Origin of the sequence: Fictibacillus nanhaiensis (assembly GCF_042686385.1) — a bacterium.
Taxonomy (GTDB): Bacteria; Bacillota; Bacilli; order Bacillales; family Fictibacillaceae; genus Fictibacillus; species Fictibacillus nanhaiensis.
Map to the genome: position 1 here is coordinate 24228 of NZ_JBHUPF010000004.1, position 15522 is coordinate 39749.

The window sequence follows — 15522 nt, forward strand, 5'->3', positions numbered from 1 at the left end:
TTATTAAAGAGAGGGTGTTGAACATGAAACGTTTACTCGTCGCAGTAGTTTCATTAGGATTCGCAGCTCTGTTGATCTTAAGCGGAGTATCCACAGCAAAAGCATCTCCATCTTATGATCAAGAAGTGACAGAAACGGCAAAACTCTACAAAGGTGCTCCATTTAAATGGGGTGGCACAGCACCAAAAGGGTTTGATGCATCAGGATTTACCACATATATATTCAAAACAACAGTAGTAAACAAAAATTTGCCAAGATCGTCTGCTGATCAATATAAAGGCGGCACACCCATTTCAAAAGGAAAAGAAAAACTAGGTGATCTTGTATTCTTTAAAACAAATGGCAAAAGTGTTTCGTTTGTAGGCATCTATATGGGCAATCGAGAATTTATTGCCGCTACCTCAAAAGGAGTACGTATCCAGTCATTGGACGCTAAATACTGGAAGAGTACCTATGTAGGTGCGAAAAGATATTTACCATAATAGATAACATGAACTGTCCTAAAGGTTAGGGCAGTTTTTTTAGTGAAAACTAGTTAAGCACAAAATCACATGCGATTAAAAGAGAATGCAATAGGGTCATACTGTTAGTGATGAAAAAGAGGTGTGACAGATGACCATAATTAAGCTTGGTTTTGTAGCGATGAGCATGGAATTGAAGAATGCTTCCCCATCCAAAACGATGACCTATAAACAATTCAGCCAGCTGCAGAATAGAGAAGCGGGTTTGAGGAAATTGGAGCGCATATCGCATGCCAATATAACCAATACGCTAAGAGTGTTAAAGCATGCTGTGGCCAATGAGGTAAGGTTCTATCGAATGACCTCCAGAATCATTCCGCTAGCCAATCACAGTGAACTCTTAGATTGGGATTATATGAGTCCTTTACGTGATGCACTCCATGAGATGGGACAGTATGCCAAACAGCATAATATGAGGCTAGACTTTCATCCAGACCATTTTGTTCTGATTAATTCACCCAAAAAAGAGATTCTTAAAAACTCTCTGAAGACGCTACAGATGCATTACAAGTTACTTAAAAACATGGGGATCGATACTGAACATCGATGCGTGATGCATGTAGGTGGAAACTATAAAGAGACAGATGTTGCACTTGAGCGATTTGTGCAGAATTGGGGAAGCGTTCCATTGTCGATACAAAGAATGATAATGCTTGAGAACGACGACACTTCTTTTACTATGGCAGATGCACTATATCTTTGTGAAAAGCTGCAGATTCCTCTCGTGTTTGATTATCACCATCACCTTGCTTACCATCATGACGAGAACTGGACTCAACATTGGCCACGAGTAGTAGAGTCTTGGAAAACATCATCGTTACCACTGAAGATGCATATCTCAAGTCCGAAAAACGAGAAGCAATTTAGAAATCATGCAGACTATGTGGATGTGAATATGTTTTTTGACTTTTTAAAAGAAGTAAAAGGTAGTGTGGAAGAAATCGACTGTATGATTGAATCAAAGAAAAAAGATTTGGCCCTTTTTCAACTGATGAGAGAAATAAAAGAAAGAAACGATGTTGAAATCCTAGATGGAGCATCGTTTCGGTTGAAGTAAAACCTTTGCTATTGCAGGGTTTTTTTTATTTTCCGGGAAATTTGTCGAAAAATTTGTAAACTTTATCGTTGACGAATGAAAAGAACTTTAACTATAATAAAAATACTTAGTAAACATAAATGTATAAAAAGTATAAAATATAAATTCAGGAGGAACAAATCATGAAAAAAGTAGTTATGATAACAGGAGCTTCAAAAGGTTTAGGTAAAGCGCTTTCTCTATATTTTGCCCGGGAAGGTTATAACTTGGCGATATGTGCAAGAAACGTAGATGCCCTTCAAAGTGTAAGGAAAGAGGCGGTTGGGCTTGGAGCAGGTGTTCTCGCGATAGAAGCAGACATGTCAAAGTCAAAAGATGTAGAGCGATTTGTAGCTTTGACAGAAGAGCATTTTGGACGAATAGATGTGTTAATCAACAACGCATCCATCATCGGTCCTAGCCCGATCCCTTATTTGCTTGATTATCCAGAACAAGATTTTGAAGAAGTTCTACGTGTCAATACGATCGGACCATTTTTAGTTACAAGAAGGGTCTTACCCCTCATGCTTCAGAAACAAAAAGGAAGCATCATTAATATCACATCAGAAGCGGGCGCAACGGGTTATGCGGGCTGGGGAGCATATGGCATCTCAAAATTTGCACTTGAAGGACTAACCGAAACGTGGGCAGACGAAGTAAGCGAATCTGGTGTACGTGTGAACATGGTTGATCCAGGCGAGATGGATACAGAAATGCATGCACGTGCTGTACCAGACTGTGATTATGAGCTTGCAAAACCTGAGGATCTGACGGCAGTCTTTGGATACTTAGCGTCAGATGCATCTTCACTCATCACCGGAAAGCGATTTGAAGCACAAACGTTTCAGCTTGAGGGGAGTGAGTTCTAATGGAAACAGCGATGAAGTTTGAGGTGCCACAGGAACTAAATGCAAAAGAACCACCAGAACGAAGAGGGTTACGCAGAGATTATGTAAAAATGATGGTGCTCGATAAAGACACTGGAATGACTAAACACACTCAGTTCTATCAACTAGATAAGTATTTGAAAAAAGGTGACTTGCTTGTACTTAACGCGAGCCGAACCGTTCCAGCAGTATTAAAGAGTCATAAAGAAGCAGATGGGACTGAGGTTGAAATTCGCCTTGCTCACAGGAAGAATGAATCAGTATGGGAAGCACTTCCCGTTAGCGGAACTGTAAAAGAGGGTGATATCATCCGTTTTTCGCCGACATTAACAGCTACAATTATCGAACAGTCACAAGATACACCTTTTGTATCATTAGCCTTTAATCTATGCTGCTCTTCGCTGTTTAACCAAATCTATGATCTTGGAGAGCCTGTCAGGTACGAATACATCCAGAAACCTTGGAATCTGGATTACTATCAAACGGTTTTCGCAACCATTCCAGGGTCTGTAGAGATGCCCTCTGCAGGAAGGGCGTTCAGTTGGGAGCTTCTGTTCCGACTTCAGAAAAAAGGCGTTAGAATCGCTTATATTACGCTTCATACGGGATTAAGTTATTTGCTGGATGATAAGTGGCACAAAGGACCAGACAAAAACTTCGAAAATTACCATTTACCGAAAGAAACCGCTGACCTCATTTATGAAACGAAAAATAGTGGAGGTCGAGTCATCGCAGTGGGTACGACAGTGGTAAGGACGCTAGAAACAGTCGCCCAGCAAAACGGAAGGGTCCAGGAAGCTAGTGGCTGGACGAATCTATATATTACGGAAAATACGAAACTCGTAGTATGTGATGGACTAATTACAGGGATGCATGAACCGGAGGCGAGTCATCTGCAACTGCTTTCTGCATTCGTAGATCGAACCAAATTGTATAACGCTTATAACGATGCGATTCAGAAGCGCTACCTCTGGCACGAGTTTGGCGATATGAACCTCATTCTGTAAGGTAGGAGAATAAGATGCTGCATCATATCGGTCTCTATGTAAGTGATATGAAAACGTCTTGTGACTTCTATGAAAAGATTCTTCCTATTGAAAGGAAAGAAAGTTTCATATGGAACGATACAGAGCTCTTTTTTTTAGTAGGAGAAGGATACCAGCTTGAATTGATTCCTAATTCTAGGAGTAACGCTGCACGAAGTCATATCGCATTTAGCGTGACCTCTGTGACGGAAAAAATAAAGGAACTCTCTCGTAAGGATATCTTTTTAACAAAAGGACCGTATGACCTTCCGAACGGGTGGAAAACAGTTTTTTATGATGGTCCAGACGGAGAAGAGATTGAATTTATACAGACGTAGATCTCTAACTGATAATATAAAGAACAGATAAAAGGAGAAATCCAATGATTAAAGGACTATACGAAGCACACTTGCCCGTAAGTAATCTTAAAAATTCTATTGAGTTTTATAGTAGACTGGATTTAGAAATCGCGTATCAACAAGAAAATTTAGTGTTTTTCTGGATTGAGAAAGGGAAAAGTTGGTTGGGATTATGGGAAACAGACAAGGCTAAAACACCCTATCACCCATCGTTAAGACACATCGCTTTTCAAATTGATAGAGATAATATGTTAACCATTAAAGAATGGTTAGAGGAAAGAGATATAGAAGTCTCTACTAATTTTGGATTTCCGCCTGAAAAACAACCTTTAGTGCTACCTAATAATCCACAAGCTCACGCAGCCGTATATTTCAAAGATCCTGATGGAAATAGCATTGAGTTAATTGCTCCGTTAAGACTGGATTTTGAAGAAGAATTTCAGATGATGACATTAGATGAATGGAATAAAACAAAATAAATTGGGTTTTTCCAAATACATCATCTACTCTCTTACAAAGAAAGAGCTAAACCTTTAACTATGAAAAGCTTTCATCAGGAACGGACCATCTGGAACTTCAAGTTCATTGTATGCTTTAAATAAACGCGTCTGGTCGTACGGTACCGATTTATAATCAATACTAAGTTCCTGTTCATCCGTCTTATAGACAATAGCATAGCGTGCTTCAGCCACTTTATTACATCCTAGTGCACCAGGATTCACTAAATGAGTTTGATTTATCTTATAGTCATGAACGATATGATGATGCCCAAATCCTATAAAATCATTGACAAGTGACTCTTTAAAAAGCTCTTTCATCGCTATAGAATCCGGTTCACTTATAATCGGCATAAAGGGATCTTCAGATATTGAAGATTCCTTTTTTCCTTCCTTGAAGGGATAGTGTGTGATGAGAAAGCGGAAACCATCTTCCTCAAATGTCAGCTCTCTTGGAAGTGTACTCAATGTATGAGCATATGCATCTTTTAGCTGGTCAGCAATCCATTGATGATGTTGCTTCGCATGACTGTGACTCTTAGGGTGAGACAAACCATATTTTAATGCAAGGACTGCTTCATCATGATTTCCCGTAACCATCATAATAGACGGTAAGTTAAATAACCGTTCAAGTACCTCATTTGTAAAAGGACCAATCCCAATCATGTCACCGCCGCTAATAAACCGGGAGATTCCTCTGCCTGTAGCGTCATCAATTACTGCTTGTAGCGCATCCGAATTTCCATGAACATCTGTAAAATAAGCAAATAGAGCTTTCAAATTTTCCCCACCTTTAACTAGTCATCTTCTATAATAAAATAAAGCCCAATCTTAGGGGGATTAGAAGTTGAGAAAAAAGATAGGCTTTGTTTTAGCTGCTTTTTTAAGCATTTTATACGTTATCTTCGTAGGTGAATGAAATAGCATTTATTTTATTTCATCCTTAATTATAGGACTAAACTCTATAATCAGAATATCAAAAGAAGTAATAGACGCGTTTAAAAAAATCATTATAGATACAAAAAAACATAGCCCCTGACGAGGGGGCTATAATTACTTTAAAAATCGCAGCAAATCACCATAGATGATTCGATCTGACTGATCGAGTTCTTTTTTTGCTTGCTCGATGTATGGCTTACACTTTTCCTCTTCTACAGGTGCTCCAAAAGGTTTTACATAACACGTCTCATTGGTATATATATAATCCTCTGTTACGAAAGAACCGTTACGCAAAACGGTTAATTCATGGTGTTCTTTTGAAAAAAGATCCGTTCCAAAATGAACGTCATCCTTTGATTCAATCCCAAGCAAATGCAAAAGAGTAGGTTTTAAATCAATCTGTCCACCCACGGTATCAAGTTGCTTTCCTTTTTTTCCTGGAACGTGAATGAATAAGGGTACTTGCTGCAGTTCCACTTGATTGTAAGCAGTAAGCGTTGCTTTGCTTAACACATCGGCCATCGCTTCTTGATGCCGTTCTGATATGCCGTAATGGTCCCCATAAACGACTACCACTGAGTTCTCATATAATCCAGAGCTCTTCAGTTCTTCAAAAAACTGGCGCAATGCTTCATCCGCATAGCGAACGGTTGTAAAATAGCGACTAACCGTACCGTCTTCTACAGGATAAGGCTCAACCCACTGTTCTTTTTCATTGATCAAATAAGGATGATGGTTCGTCAAGGTAATAAACCGGGCGTAAAACGGCTGAGGTAGCTTCGTTAAATACGGCATGGACTGCTCAAAGAAAGGTATATCTTTAAGTCCATAGTTAATTGAGTTTTCTTCTGTTACGTTATAATATTCTTCACTATAAAACTTATCATAGCCCATCGTTTTATAGATGACGTCGCGGTTCCAAAAGCTTTTATTATTACCGTGAAAAACAGCAGAATAATAGCCGTTTGATTTTAAAATTTCAGGCATAGCATTGTATTCGTTCAATGGATGTGTTTGAAAAACAGCACCTCTTGGTAGTGGATATAGGGAATTATCGATTAAAAACTCAGAATCGGATGTCTTTCCCTGTCCGGTTTGATGATAAAAGTTATTGAAATAATAGCTAGATTCAGCAAGTTCGTTTAAGAAAGGTGTAACTTCTTCCCCGTTGATTTTGTAATTCAGTACAAAATTTTGGGTAGATTCTAGGGATACCATGATTAAGTTTTTCCCTTTTGCAATTCCATAGAGCTCTGGGTTGTTAACGGTTTCTTTTTTTATATCCTTTAGAATTTCCTCTGCATCCATATTGCTTGCTAGTGCTTTTTGCATAGAAGACTTGGATTGAAGCATGATGTCGTACAGATGATAATTGAACGTTCCTAAGCTTTTCACAAGAATTTCCCTGTCAAATGTACGGGTCAAGAGCTGAGGGCGGTTTATTTCTGCAAGGATTAAATGAACAGACAATATGGCAACACCGCATAAAAATAATTTTCTTCGGTCTACCGGCTTTAATAGATGATTAGACTTCCATCTCGTCTGCTTTAAGAGATAAGCTAATAGAAGCAGATCAACAAAAAAGAAAATGTCGGTGATATAGATTAGTTCGTACACACTGTTTCCGATATCACCAACATTCTTTGTTTGAAACAATACCGGAATCGTAAGGAAGTCGGTAAAGAATCGATAATAGACGACGTTCGCATACAAGATAAAGCTATAAATGAAGGAAAGCCATAGAATGACTCGTCTTCTTTTAGCAGGTGGAGCAAGGTTCGCTAAACAAAAATAGAGTACGAGAAAACTTAATGGATTTAAAAATAATAAAATTTCTTGCAGGAAATGATCGATAGGCAGCGTAAATGAAACTTTATAAACAATATATGTTTTCAACCAAAGCAGTGAAATAGCCAGGAAGATTGCTGCGTGTTTTGTTTTAGCGTTCATAGGTCTAACCCTCCTGTAGGAAAACGGAAATCTTTACCATTGTAGGCTATTTCTCAAAAGATTAAAAGTGATAGAGGACCTTTTTTTAAGTAGAGGGAGAAATAGAGAAACCATGACAATACCACAAGGTTTACATCACATAGAAATAAACGTGCAGAATCTGGGCAAAACGAAAGCTTTTTATGGATGGCTGCTGCCAGAGTTAGGCTTTTCTCTTTTTCAGGAATGGGAAAAAGGTTTTAGTTACAAAATGGAATCACTGTATCTTGTTTTTGTACAAACAGAGGACTTGTATAAGGACATACCATTTCACCGAAAGCGTTCAGGACTAAATCACCTGGCCTTTTGGGCTAAATCACGTGCGCAAATAGAGCACCTTCGTGTACAATTGAAGAAGAAAAATATTTCCTTTTTGTATGAGGACAAGTTTCCTTTTGCAGGAGGAGAAAATCATTATGCTTTATTCTTTGAAGATCCAGATCGATTAAAAATTGAAATCGTTGCGCCGAGGTGAATGAAGATATGATAGAACAAGAAAAAGAAACAAAGCAAAAAAATGAATGGGTAAGCTGGCTAAAGGCGATCGTCTTTGCTTTAGTTTTTGTATTTATTACTAAAGCCTATTTCTTTGCTCCATATATGGTAGAAGGTGCATCCATGTCACCTACTCTTCATGATCAAGAAAAGTTATATGTGAATAAAATCGTTTATGCGTTTTCTGAGCCCCAAAAAGGCGATATCGTCATTATTAAAGGTGACGATAAACGATATGTAAAACGAGTGATAGGATTAGAAGGGGACGTTATTCAAATGAAGAGTGACGACCTGTATGTAAACAATAAAAAGGTGAGAGAATCTTATCTACAAGAAAACAAATCGGAAGCGAAAAGCTTAGGCGTATATCTGACGGAAGACTTCGGACCACTTAAAGTTCCAAAAGGGAAAGTTTTCGTAATGGGCGACAACCGTCTAAATAGCATGGATTCACGAAACGGATTAGGGTTGATCGAAACGAAAGCAATTGAAGGTCGTTCAGAAGTCGTCATCTATCCATTTTCTGAAATGCGTGCAACCCAATAACAAAAGTGCAGCCCGGCTGCGCTTTTTATTTTTTTAAAAGGAGTATGTGAGATGAACCGATGCAAGTGGAGTGAAGAGAGTGAGATGCTGCAGCAGTATCATGATAACGAATGGGGTCAGTATGTAGAGGGAGACAATGCGTTGTTCGAGTGCTTAACACTAGAACTGTTTCAATCAGGTTTAAGCTGGAAGACCATACTACACAAAAGAGAGAACTTTAGAAATGCATTTGCGCAGTTTGAGATAGAAAAGGTTATGCAGTTTGGTGAAAAAGAGATAGAAATTTTACTAGAGGATGCTGGAATCGTCAGACATAGAAAAAAAATTGAAGCGACGATTGAAAATGCAAAGAGAGTCCACGAACTTGTAAAGAAGTTTGGTAGCTTTGAAGCGTTTCTAAAACAACTGCCACCTGAAAAAGAGGAAAAACAAAAAGTATTAAGAAAGACATTCAAGCACGTCGGTTTAACAACGGCAGAGAGCTTTTTAGAAGCAACTGGTCGAATACCAGCTTCACATAGTGATCAATGCTTCATGGCATCCAAATAGAGTCATTTCCTATTTATCCTGCATAAGCTAAAGCGGGAGGTATGACGATGCCTTATGAGATTTATATTTCAACAACAAGAAAAAGACTAGCCCTCGTAAAAGATGGGAAAGTAATCAAACGCTATCCGATAGGTGTCGGAAAAATGCTAACACCTACACCAACCGGAACGTATACGATAATAAATAAAGCTCCAAATCCAGGCGGACCGTTCGGTGTCATGTGGATGGGACTCTCTCGTCCACACTACGGCATACATGGCACAGATACACCATCATCCATAGGCAAATATGTATCCAAAGGTTGTGTGCGGATGCAAAATAATCATGTTTTGGAATTATCGCAGATTGTGCCTATTGGGACGAAGGTGTTGATCAGGGCATAAAAAAAACCCTTAAAAGGGTTTTTTTATGCTTTTATCATAGCTTTAGGACCTGGAGTATGATCGAAAGCTAAGTCAATTGATGCAGCTTTAGGGCCTGGAGTATGGTCAAAAGCCAAGTCAATTGATGCAGCTTTAGGACCTGGAGTATGGTCAAAAGCCAATTCAACTGACGCAGCCTTAGGACCTGGAGTATGGTCAAAAGCCAATTCAACTGATGCAGCCTTAGGGCCTGGAGTATGATCAAAAGCCAAGTCAATTAATGCAGCTTTAGGACCGGGAGTATGATCAAAAGCTAACTTAAAAGATGCAGCTTTAGGACCCGGAGTATGATCAAAAGCTAACTTAAAAGATGCAGCTTTAGGACCCGGAGTATGGTCAAAAGCTGACTTAAATGAAGTAGCTTTAGGACCTGGTGTATGGTCAAATGTAATGTTAGATTTTGAAAAACTAAAGGTTATTACTGCTAGAAGCGAAACGGTAAGTAGTGAGTAGAGTAATTTTTTATACATAAAATACCTCCTAAAATATTTTTTTTCTAGAATTATTTGCTTTTCTGTAATAAATGCTAGCTCTTTTATAAAGCGATTGGTCAAAGTAAATATCTGCCAATCTCTCAGAGTAGCTGGATAAGTACTCCCAAATGTTTTGCTTTTCAAAATACGGAATAACATCCTTTGATAAAAACTCTTCAATATCTTTAATGTCTTTATCAGTGAGTATATAGTCAAGCATTTTAAAGTGGAAATAATACTCATCTTTTTGCTTTATTAGACCAATTCCCTGGTCTAAATACTTTTTTGAGTTTTTGTAGTCTTTAATATTATAATATTCTTTGGATAAGAGGTAGTAGGTATTTATTACATTTTCTGAGTCAGAGCCTTTGTAATCCAGCCCTTTTAAAAGATATTCTATAGCCTTTTTATGCTCCTTCTGACAGGAAAAAACAAAGCCTAGATTATGGTAAATAACTCCCGTAGTATAATCATCTTTAAAAGGTTTTGAATATTTAAGAGCTTGATTAAAGTGATAAATAGCTTGCTCGTAGTTTCTTACTCTTCGACTAGAAATACCAAGTAAAATTTGACAATCAGCACTACGACTGTAGTTGTACTCTTTATCAAATATTTCTATAGCCTTATAAGCGTATTGATTTACAGTGGAGATCCTATAAAGGTTGCTATAGGTAACTGCAATCAAGTAAAATAAATACCCTATTTCTGTAACTGTTAAATCAATAAAACTATATAAGTCTTCTGCTTTCTTAATATCTCTCAGGGCTGATTTATAGTCTTTAATAAAAATATAATAGAAAGCGTTGAAAGAGTAATAGTAAAACTGATTTACTTTAGATAATTCTAAATGGTAGGTATTTACTTTAGCTAAAATTTCTTCTGCTTCAGGAATCTTATCATTTATTAACAGATAGCGGGCTTTAAACAGTTCAAATTTAACCAGTAATTCGGGTTCGAATACAAGTTTCATTTTTCCGTTTAGTACAGGAAAAAAACTATCAGCATCTTTAAATTTTCGATGAACCATCATCATGTTCCACTCGTTTAACATCTCAAGTATTTCATTATTATCAACTTCCTCCGGCGAAATACCTAGACGTTCGCAAAGCAGATTAATGACTTCTTCGCTTGATTTGGCGTCCCCTTTCTCAATCTTACTCAAGTATGAGACAGAACAAATTCCCTGTGCCAGCTCTTCCTGGGTTAGGCCTTTGGTTTTTCTATAATATCTTATTCGTTGACCGACCATAAAATCCCCCTTTCAGAACTTGGGAAAATTGTCATGCAGAACCCCCACTAAACAAGTATCTATCCTACTATTTTTCCCAATACAGAATAAATGGATTGTTTGATAAGATAAATATAACAGAAAATACAAAGTTTTTGCTAGAAATTGATAATTTTGAAAAGAACGTTTTACATAAATCCTATGTCAGCACCGAGCCGGCGTCAAATTTGAAGGGAGAGAGTACTATGGCTAAAATGTATCAATTATCATCACGAACTGCAGAGAAGAATCAATCGCTGTATGTCTCACGTGATCCTGAAGTGGCCGGAAGTATAGTAAGAAATGAGGAAGGCGCTTTTACCTACTCCGAAGTATTCATGGACAAACAGAAGAATTACTGGTTCTCTAAGAAAATGGATGATCAATCAAGAGACCACAAGCTCTTCATCTTTGACCATAAAAATGGCTGCTTAAAATCTCAGGTTATTAAGGGACAACCCAACTTTTATGAATTTGAATCCAGTGTTGTAGTCGCTTGTGAGGGTGATGGTTCAAAAGGCTCAGTCTTGATTTTTTCAAAGGATGGTCCGGAACTCATAAAAGAGTGGAAAGTGAATGGCTTTCTATGGGAAGTAGAGATGAACCAAGATGTTCTCTATATTTCTTCTTATATCGTTGAAGAGGATCAAGCGGTACTCTACATTATCCGTAACGGTAAGAAAAAGCGTGTGAACCTGGGAAGCAACATGGCACCTACTGATATTTTATGTCATGAAGATCTTGTGTACGTATCAGGTGCGCCAGTCCTTAACGGTGATCCAAAGAAAATCATGGTGTTGAATGATAAAGATAAAGTAGTTACAGAATATAAGCTTTCCATCTCTCCCCGTGCTCTCTATCAAGTAGACGATCAACTGCTCGTCTATGAGCTAGATCTTGCAACGGGAAAGAGCGAACGTATTGTTTACATTGATATGAAGAGTGGCGAACAAAAAGAGCATGAGATCCCTCACTCGAAGATCGTAGAATGTACCGATGACTCTCTGTCTTTATTAGAACAAAACAGCAAGACGCTCTATACGTGGGATCATTGCAAATGCAGAATCGTAAATACGCAAAAAGTAGCCGATCAAACTCAAGTCATCTAGTTTTAAAAGATAAAGTCATATAATTGTAGAAAAGTCCTGTGTTTTTGCGCAGGACTTTTTTTTCATGTCCAGAAAGTAAGAAATAAAGGGGGAAGGGATACCATGGCTATGGAGTGGGAAGGTACTAGTTGTATTTGTGTGAATGAAGGAAAGTTATTGATGGTTTTACAAGGAACAGCCGCTGAGGAGAAGAAGTGGAGTGTTCCTTCTGGAGGCAGAGAAGGAAACGAGAGTCTTGAGGAATGTGGCATTCGAGAAGTATGGGAAGAAACGGGTTATACCGTAAAAGTTATTAAAAAACTACATATTAAAGAAGGAATCACACAGAACATACATTTTAAGGTCCACTATTATCTCACAAAATTAATAAGCGGTTCTTCTGTCATCCAAGATCCGGATGGTTTAATTCACGACATAAGGTGGGTATCCTTGAAAGAGTTAGAGACGTTAACGTTATCCTTTCCAGAAGACCGAGAGCTTTTACAAAGCTATTTATTATCATAAGAAAAAACAATCTAGGGTTTGCTACTATTTTTAGAAGGGAACTCTAATTGAGGAGGAAGACAGTTGAAAGTGGTATTCGCAGAAAAAGAAGATCTTAACCAATTATTGAAATGGTGTAGTGACGCTCCAGAATATCAAAAGAAACTCTCTTCATATCTAGAAGATCGTGACGATACAGCCGTTGTAGTTGTTGAAGAAGAACACGAGATTATGGCAGTCGCCTTATTAAAAGTACAGGAATCAGAAAAGCACGGGTATATCTGGATGTACGCCAAGCATAAAAAGTATCAGAATCACCTGGAAATTATGCAATTCTCATTAAGATGGTTAAGAAAACAAGGTGCGAAAGAATATACCGTTATCTAAAACGATTATTATACAAAGGATGGATAATTCTATGGAGGAAATGAGTGTTTATGGCTGGAAGTGGCACCGCCATGATTGTCATGAGGAAACGATTCATGATTTAATCGCAGATACGAAAGGCTGCAAAAATTGGCTAAGTAACATTAAAGAGGATAAAGTCAACTACTTAAGGATTGAAAGAGACAGTGACGGTGATCAAATTGTTCGCGGATCACTTACGTATAAACAAGATCCCGAGAATCAATCTGATTTTAAGGTATTCCATTTTTATATTCGACCGAAGTCTTTAATCACGGTCGGATTAGATTTATCACTTATTCAAGGTGACTACCGTACAGCCTGTGACCATCTGATCTTAGAAGAAAAGTCGCCAGTTGAAGGCTTTCTAATTTTATTGGGTGAGTTAATTAATTATTTCTTAGATGGTATTGATGCATTAGAAATAAAGCTCAAAGAGCTTCAACGGGATGTGCAAAGAAACAATCATACAAATTTATTAAACAGCATCTATGATCGACGAATCGAGCTCATCAACTGGAGTGATTTGACTCTACCTGTTCATGAAACACAGATGGCTATTAAGGAAGCGTTCCTTGATGAGATTACGGAAACGAGAGCCTATAGGCGAATTGAAACAAGAATTGATCGAACAACCTCCCTACTTTCCCATTACAGGCAAGATATCGATACATTGTTAAATCTTGAAGAGGTACTTTCTTCTCATCGTGGTAATGAAATCATGAAAACATTAACTGTGTTTACGGTTATCTTCACACCGGCAATGGGTCTCGGGGCAATCTGGGGAATGAACTTTAAGAACATGCCAGAACTTGATTGGAAGTTGGGTTATCTTTATGCCATGCTCTTAATTATATTCTCTACAATAGGCGTTTATATATGGTTAAGAATGAAGGGGTGGACAGGAGATTTATTACGAGGCAAGAAAAGTAGAAAACATTTTGACTAAATAAACTACAAAAATGAACGATATATATAAAGGAAACAGGCGGATTTTGTCGAACGGTACAAATTGATGAAACGCTTGTTTTTTTATGGCGAATATTACTAGATTTCATTTTGATTTCAACCATAAAAGAATGAAAACATACAACGAAGAGATATGAAGATTAAATGACTAACGGGAGCGGAAATAAATGAAAAAACTTAGCCTAATTCTTGTTTTTTCACTGGTTATGCTTTTGAACACGCAGTTTGTTCAAGCGACGGGGGAGAACACACCAGAAATTAAAAGCGAAAGCGCTGTAATGATTGATGCGAAAACAGGAGATATTTTATACCAAAAAAATAGCTCAGAACAAATGTATCCAGCTAGTATTACAAAGATCGTTACAGGGATTCTGGCTATAGAATCAGGCAAGTTGGACGATACTGTTGTCGTTAGCAGTGACGCTGTTAGAGCTGAGGGGACACGCGTCTATTTAATGGAAGACGAGCAAGTACCTTTAAAAAAGCTTGTACAAGGCCTTCTGATCAACTCAGGTAATGATGCAGCTGTTGCGATTGCAGAATATTTGGCAGGGGATGTCGACTCATTCGCTGATCAAATGAACGCGTTTGCGAAAAAAGTAGGAGCTGACAACACTCACTTTGTGAACCCAAACGGACTATTTGATGAAGAACATTATACAACAGCAGAAGATATGGCGAAAGTTACTCAATACGCGATGCAGAATGAAGAATTTCGTGAGATCGTATCAACAAAAGAATTGCCTTGGGTAGGAGAAGGCTGGGAAACAACATTACGAAATCACCATCAGCTTTTGTGGGATTACCCGGGAACGATAGGTGTAAAGAACGGCTATGTGGATGAGTCAAAACACACTCTAGTTACGGCTGTTTCACGCGATAATCTTGATGTGATCATCGTAACAATGAAAGCTCCTACGAGTCGAGCAGCTTATTGGGATACGATGGCATTAGGGGATTATGGTTTTGCAAACTATGAAAGACAAACAATGTCTGCTGGTACGAAGATTGAAGCGTTAAACGGTAAAACCTACCCGTTAAAAAAAGACTTGGCTGTTACTTTGCCTAAAGGAGAAGAACCGGTTCAGGAAGTGAGCTCTGATGGAGAGCTTCAACTAAAGGATGCTAATGGGAATGTGTTACTCTCTTATACCCTATTTAAAGAGAAAGAAAAGGAAAAAGAAGCTTCCGTAACAGTCGATAACGAATCATCAGAGAAAGAAGCAACTTTCATGCAATCTTTCGTGAAGACGGGTATCTTCTTATACAGTGGATTACTTCTGTTGCTCGCATTTCTCGTAATTTTAAGAATGAGAAGTCAAAGACACAAACATAAAAAAATGCGGCATGTTGCTCGCAGTTATGTGAAATAAAACCGTCTATTTTAGACTAACCTAGGTAGATGGGACACAATAAAACACCTTCGAAATGATACACTTATTAAAAGTGAAAAATCGGAGGTGTTTTTGCATGGGCAAAAACGTTTATTCAAAAGAAACAAAGTGGGCTGTT

Annotated in this window: 18 protein-coding genes and 1 pseudogene; 15 read left to right on the top strand and 4 right to left on the bottom strand. The window is 38.0% G+C overall.

The genetic code is table 11. The annotated features are described in order from the left end of the window. Positions 1 to 23: 23 nt before the first annotated feature. From ACFS5O_RS02480 to ACFS5O_RS02505, 6 genes are all read left to right on the top strand, one after another. Positions 24 to 482, top strand: a complete 459-nt coding sequence (locus ACFS5O_RS02480) for a C40 family peptidase (RefSeq protein WP_205724148.1) — start codon at positions 24 to 26, stop codon at positions 480 to 482. A 130-nt stretch (positions 483 to 612) separates the two neighbouring features. Next, on the top strand, positions 613 to 1578 hold the full coding sequence (gene uvsE / locus ACFS5O_RS02485) for a UV DNA damage repair endonuclease UvsE (RefSeq protein WP_205724147.1): 966 nt from the start codon (positions 613 to 615) through the stop codon (positions 1576 to 1578). A gap of 161 nt (positions 1579 to 1739) precedes the next feature. Next, positions 1740 to 2465: an SDR family NAD(P)-dependent oxidoreductase gene (locus ACFS5O_RS02490; protein ID WP_205724146.1), complete on the top strand. Its 726-nt coding sequence runs from the start codon at positions 1740 to 1742 to the stop codon at positions 2463 to 2465. After that, complete coding sequence (locus ACFS5O_RS02495) at positions 2465 to 3490, top strand: S-adenosylmethionine:tRNA ribosyltransferase-isomerase (protein ID WP_205724145.1); 1026 nt, start codon at positions 2465 to 2467, stop codon at positions 3488 to 3490. Before ACFS5O_RS02490 ends, ACFS5O_RS02495 begins: the two co-directional genes overlap by 1 nt. 14 nt (positions 3491 to 3504) lie before the next feature. Next, positions 3505 to 3846 carry a VOC family protein gene (locus ACFS5O_RS02500; protein ID WP_205724144.1) on the top strand — a complete coding sequence of 114 codons (342 nt, stop codon included), beginning with the start codon at positions 3505 to 3507 and terminating at the stop codon, positions 3844 to 3846. Positions 3847 to 3890: 44 nt separating this feature from the next. Next, positions 3891 to 4346: a VOC family protein gene (locus ACFS5O_RS02505; RefSeq protein WP_205724143.1), complete on the top strand. Its 456-nt coding sequence runs from the start codon at positions 3891 to 3893 to the stop codon at positions 4344 to 4346. 54 nt (positions 4347 to 4400) lie between these two features. Here the strand turns inward: ACFS5O_RS02505 and ACFS5O_RS02510 are convergent, their stop codons facing one another. Both ACFS5O_RS02510 and ACFS5O_RS02515 read right to left on the bottom strand, forming a co-directional pair. Next, positions 4401 to 5144, bottom strand: a complete 744-nt coding sequence (locus tag ACFS5O_RS02510; RefSeq protein WP_205724142.1) for a metallophosphoesterase family protein — start codon at positions 5142 to 5144, stop codon at positions 4401 to 4403. A 273-nt stretch (positions 5145 to 5417) separates the two neighbouring features. Then, a complete protein-coding gene (locus tag ACFS5O_RS02515; RefSeq protein ID WP_205724141.1) occupies positions 5418 to 7253 on the bottom strand; it encodes an LTA synthase family protein in 1836 nt (611 codons plus the stop codon). A gap of 112 nt (positions 7254 to 7365) precedes the next feature. On the opposite strand from ACFS5O_RS02515, the gene ACFS5O_RS02520 reads away from it, so the two are divergent. The 4 genes and pseudogenes from ACFS5O_RS02520 to ACFS5O_RS02535 all read left to right on the top strand — a co-directional run. Next, a complete protein-coding gene (locus tag ACFS5O_RS02520) occupies positions 7366 to 7767 on the top strand; it encodes a VOC family protein (RefSeq protein ID WP_205724140.1) in 402 nt (133 codons plus the stop codon). An 8-nt stretch (positions 7768 to 7775) separates the two neighbouring features. Continuing rightward, entirely contained in the window at positions 7776 to 8333 is a 558-nt protein-coding gene (gene lepB, locus ACFS5O_RS02525; protein WP_205724139.1) for a signal peptidase I, read from the top strand. Between the two features lie 51 nt (positions 8334 to 8384). Beyond that, entirely contained in the window at positions 8385 to 8882 is a 498-nt protein-coding gene (locus ACFS5O_RS02530) for a DNA-3-methyladenine glycosylase I (protein WP_205724138.1), read from the top strand. Between the two features lie 44 nt (positions 8883 to 8926). Further along, positions 8927 to 9265 (top strand): annotated as a pseudogene (locus ACFS5O_RS02535) (L,D-transpeptidase); the annotation flags it as partial. 23 nt (positions 9266 to 9288) lie between these two features. Here the strand turns inward: ACFS5O_RS02535 and ACFS5O_RS02540 are convergent. Continuing rightward, complete coding sequence (locus tag ACFS5O_RS02540; RefSeq protein WP_205724137.1) at positions 9289 to 9774, bottom strand: hypothetical protein; 486 nt, start codon at positions 9772 to 9774, stop codon at positions 9289 to 9291. A gap of 10 nt (positions 9775 to 9784) precedes the next feature. Next, on the bottom strand, positions 9785 to 11026 hold the full coding sequence (locus ACFS5O_RS02545; RefSeq protein WP_205724136.1) for a tetratricopeptide repeat protein: 1242 nt from the start codon (positions 11024 to 11026) through the stop codon (positions 9785 to 9787). A 224-nt stretch (positions 11027 to 11250) separates the two neighbouring features. Here ACFS5O_RS02545 and ACFS5O_RS02550 point away from each other — a divergent pair, with 224 nt between their 5' ends. The 5 genes from ACFS5O_RS02550 (at position 11251) to ACFS5O_RS02570 (ending at position 15383) form a co-directional block, all read left to right on the top strand. Further along, on the top strand, positions 11251 to 12153 hold the full coding sequence (locus ACFS5O_RS02550; RefSeq protein WP_205724135.1) for a hypothetical protein: 903 nt from the start codon (positions 11251 to 11253) through the stop codon (positions 12151 to 12153). Between the two features lie 102 nt (positions 12154 to 12255). Further along, positions 12256 to 12657, top strand: coding sequence for an NUDIX hydrolase (locus ACFS5O_RS02555; RefSeq protein WP_379838603.1), 402 nt, complete (start codon positions 12256 to 12258; stop codon positions 12655 to 12657). 69 nt (positions 12658 to 12726) lie between these two features. Further along, positions 12727 to 13023: a GNAT family N-acetyltransferase gene (locus ACFS5O_RS02560; RefSeq protein ID WP_379838606.1), complete on the top strand. Its 297-nt coding sequence runs from the start codon at positions 12727 to 12729 to the stop codon at positions 13021 to 13023. Positions 13024 to 13054: 31 nt separating this feature from the next. After that, the gene (locus ACFS5O_RS02565) at positions 13055 to 13990 is read left to right on the top strand and encodes a magnesium transporter CorA family protein (protein WP_205724133.1); all 936 of its coding nucleotides are present in this window, start codon (positions 13055 to 13057) and stop codon (positions 13988 to 13990) included. A gap of 187 nt (positions 13991 to 14177) precedes the next feature. After that, complete coding sequence (locus ACFS5O_RS02570; protein ID WP_205724132.1) at positions 14178 to 15383, top strand: D-alanyl-D-alanine carboxypeptidase family protein; 1206 nt, start codon at positions 14178 to 14180, stop codon at positions 15381 to 15383. Positions 15384 to 15522 lie beyond the last annotated feature (139 nt).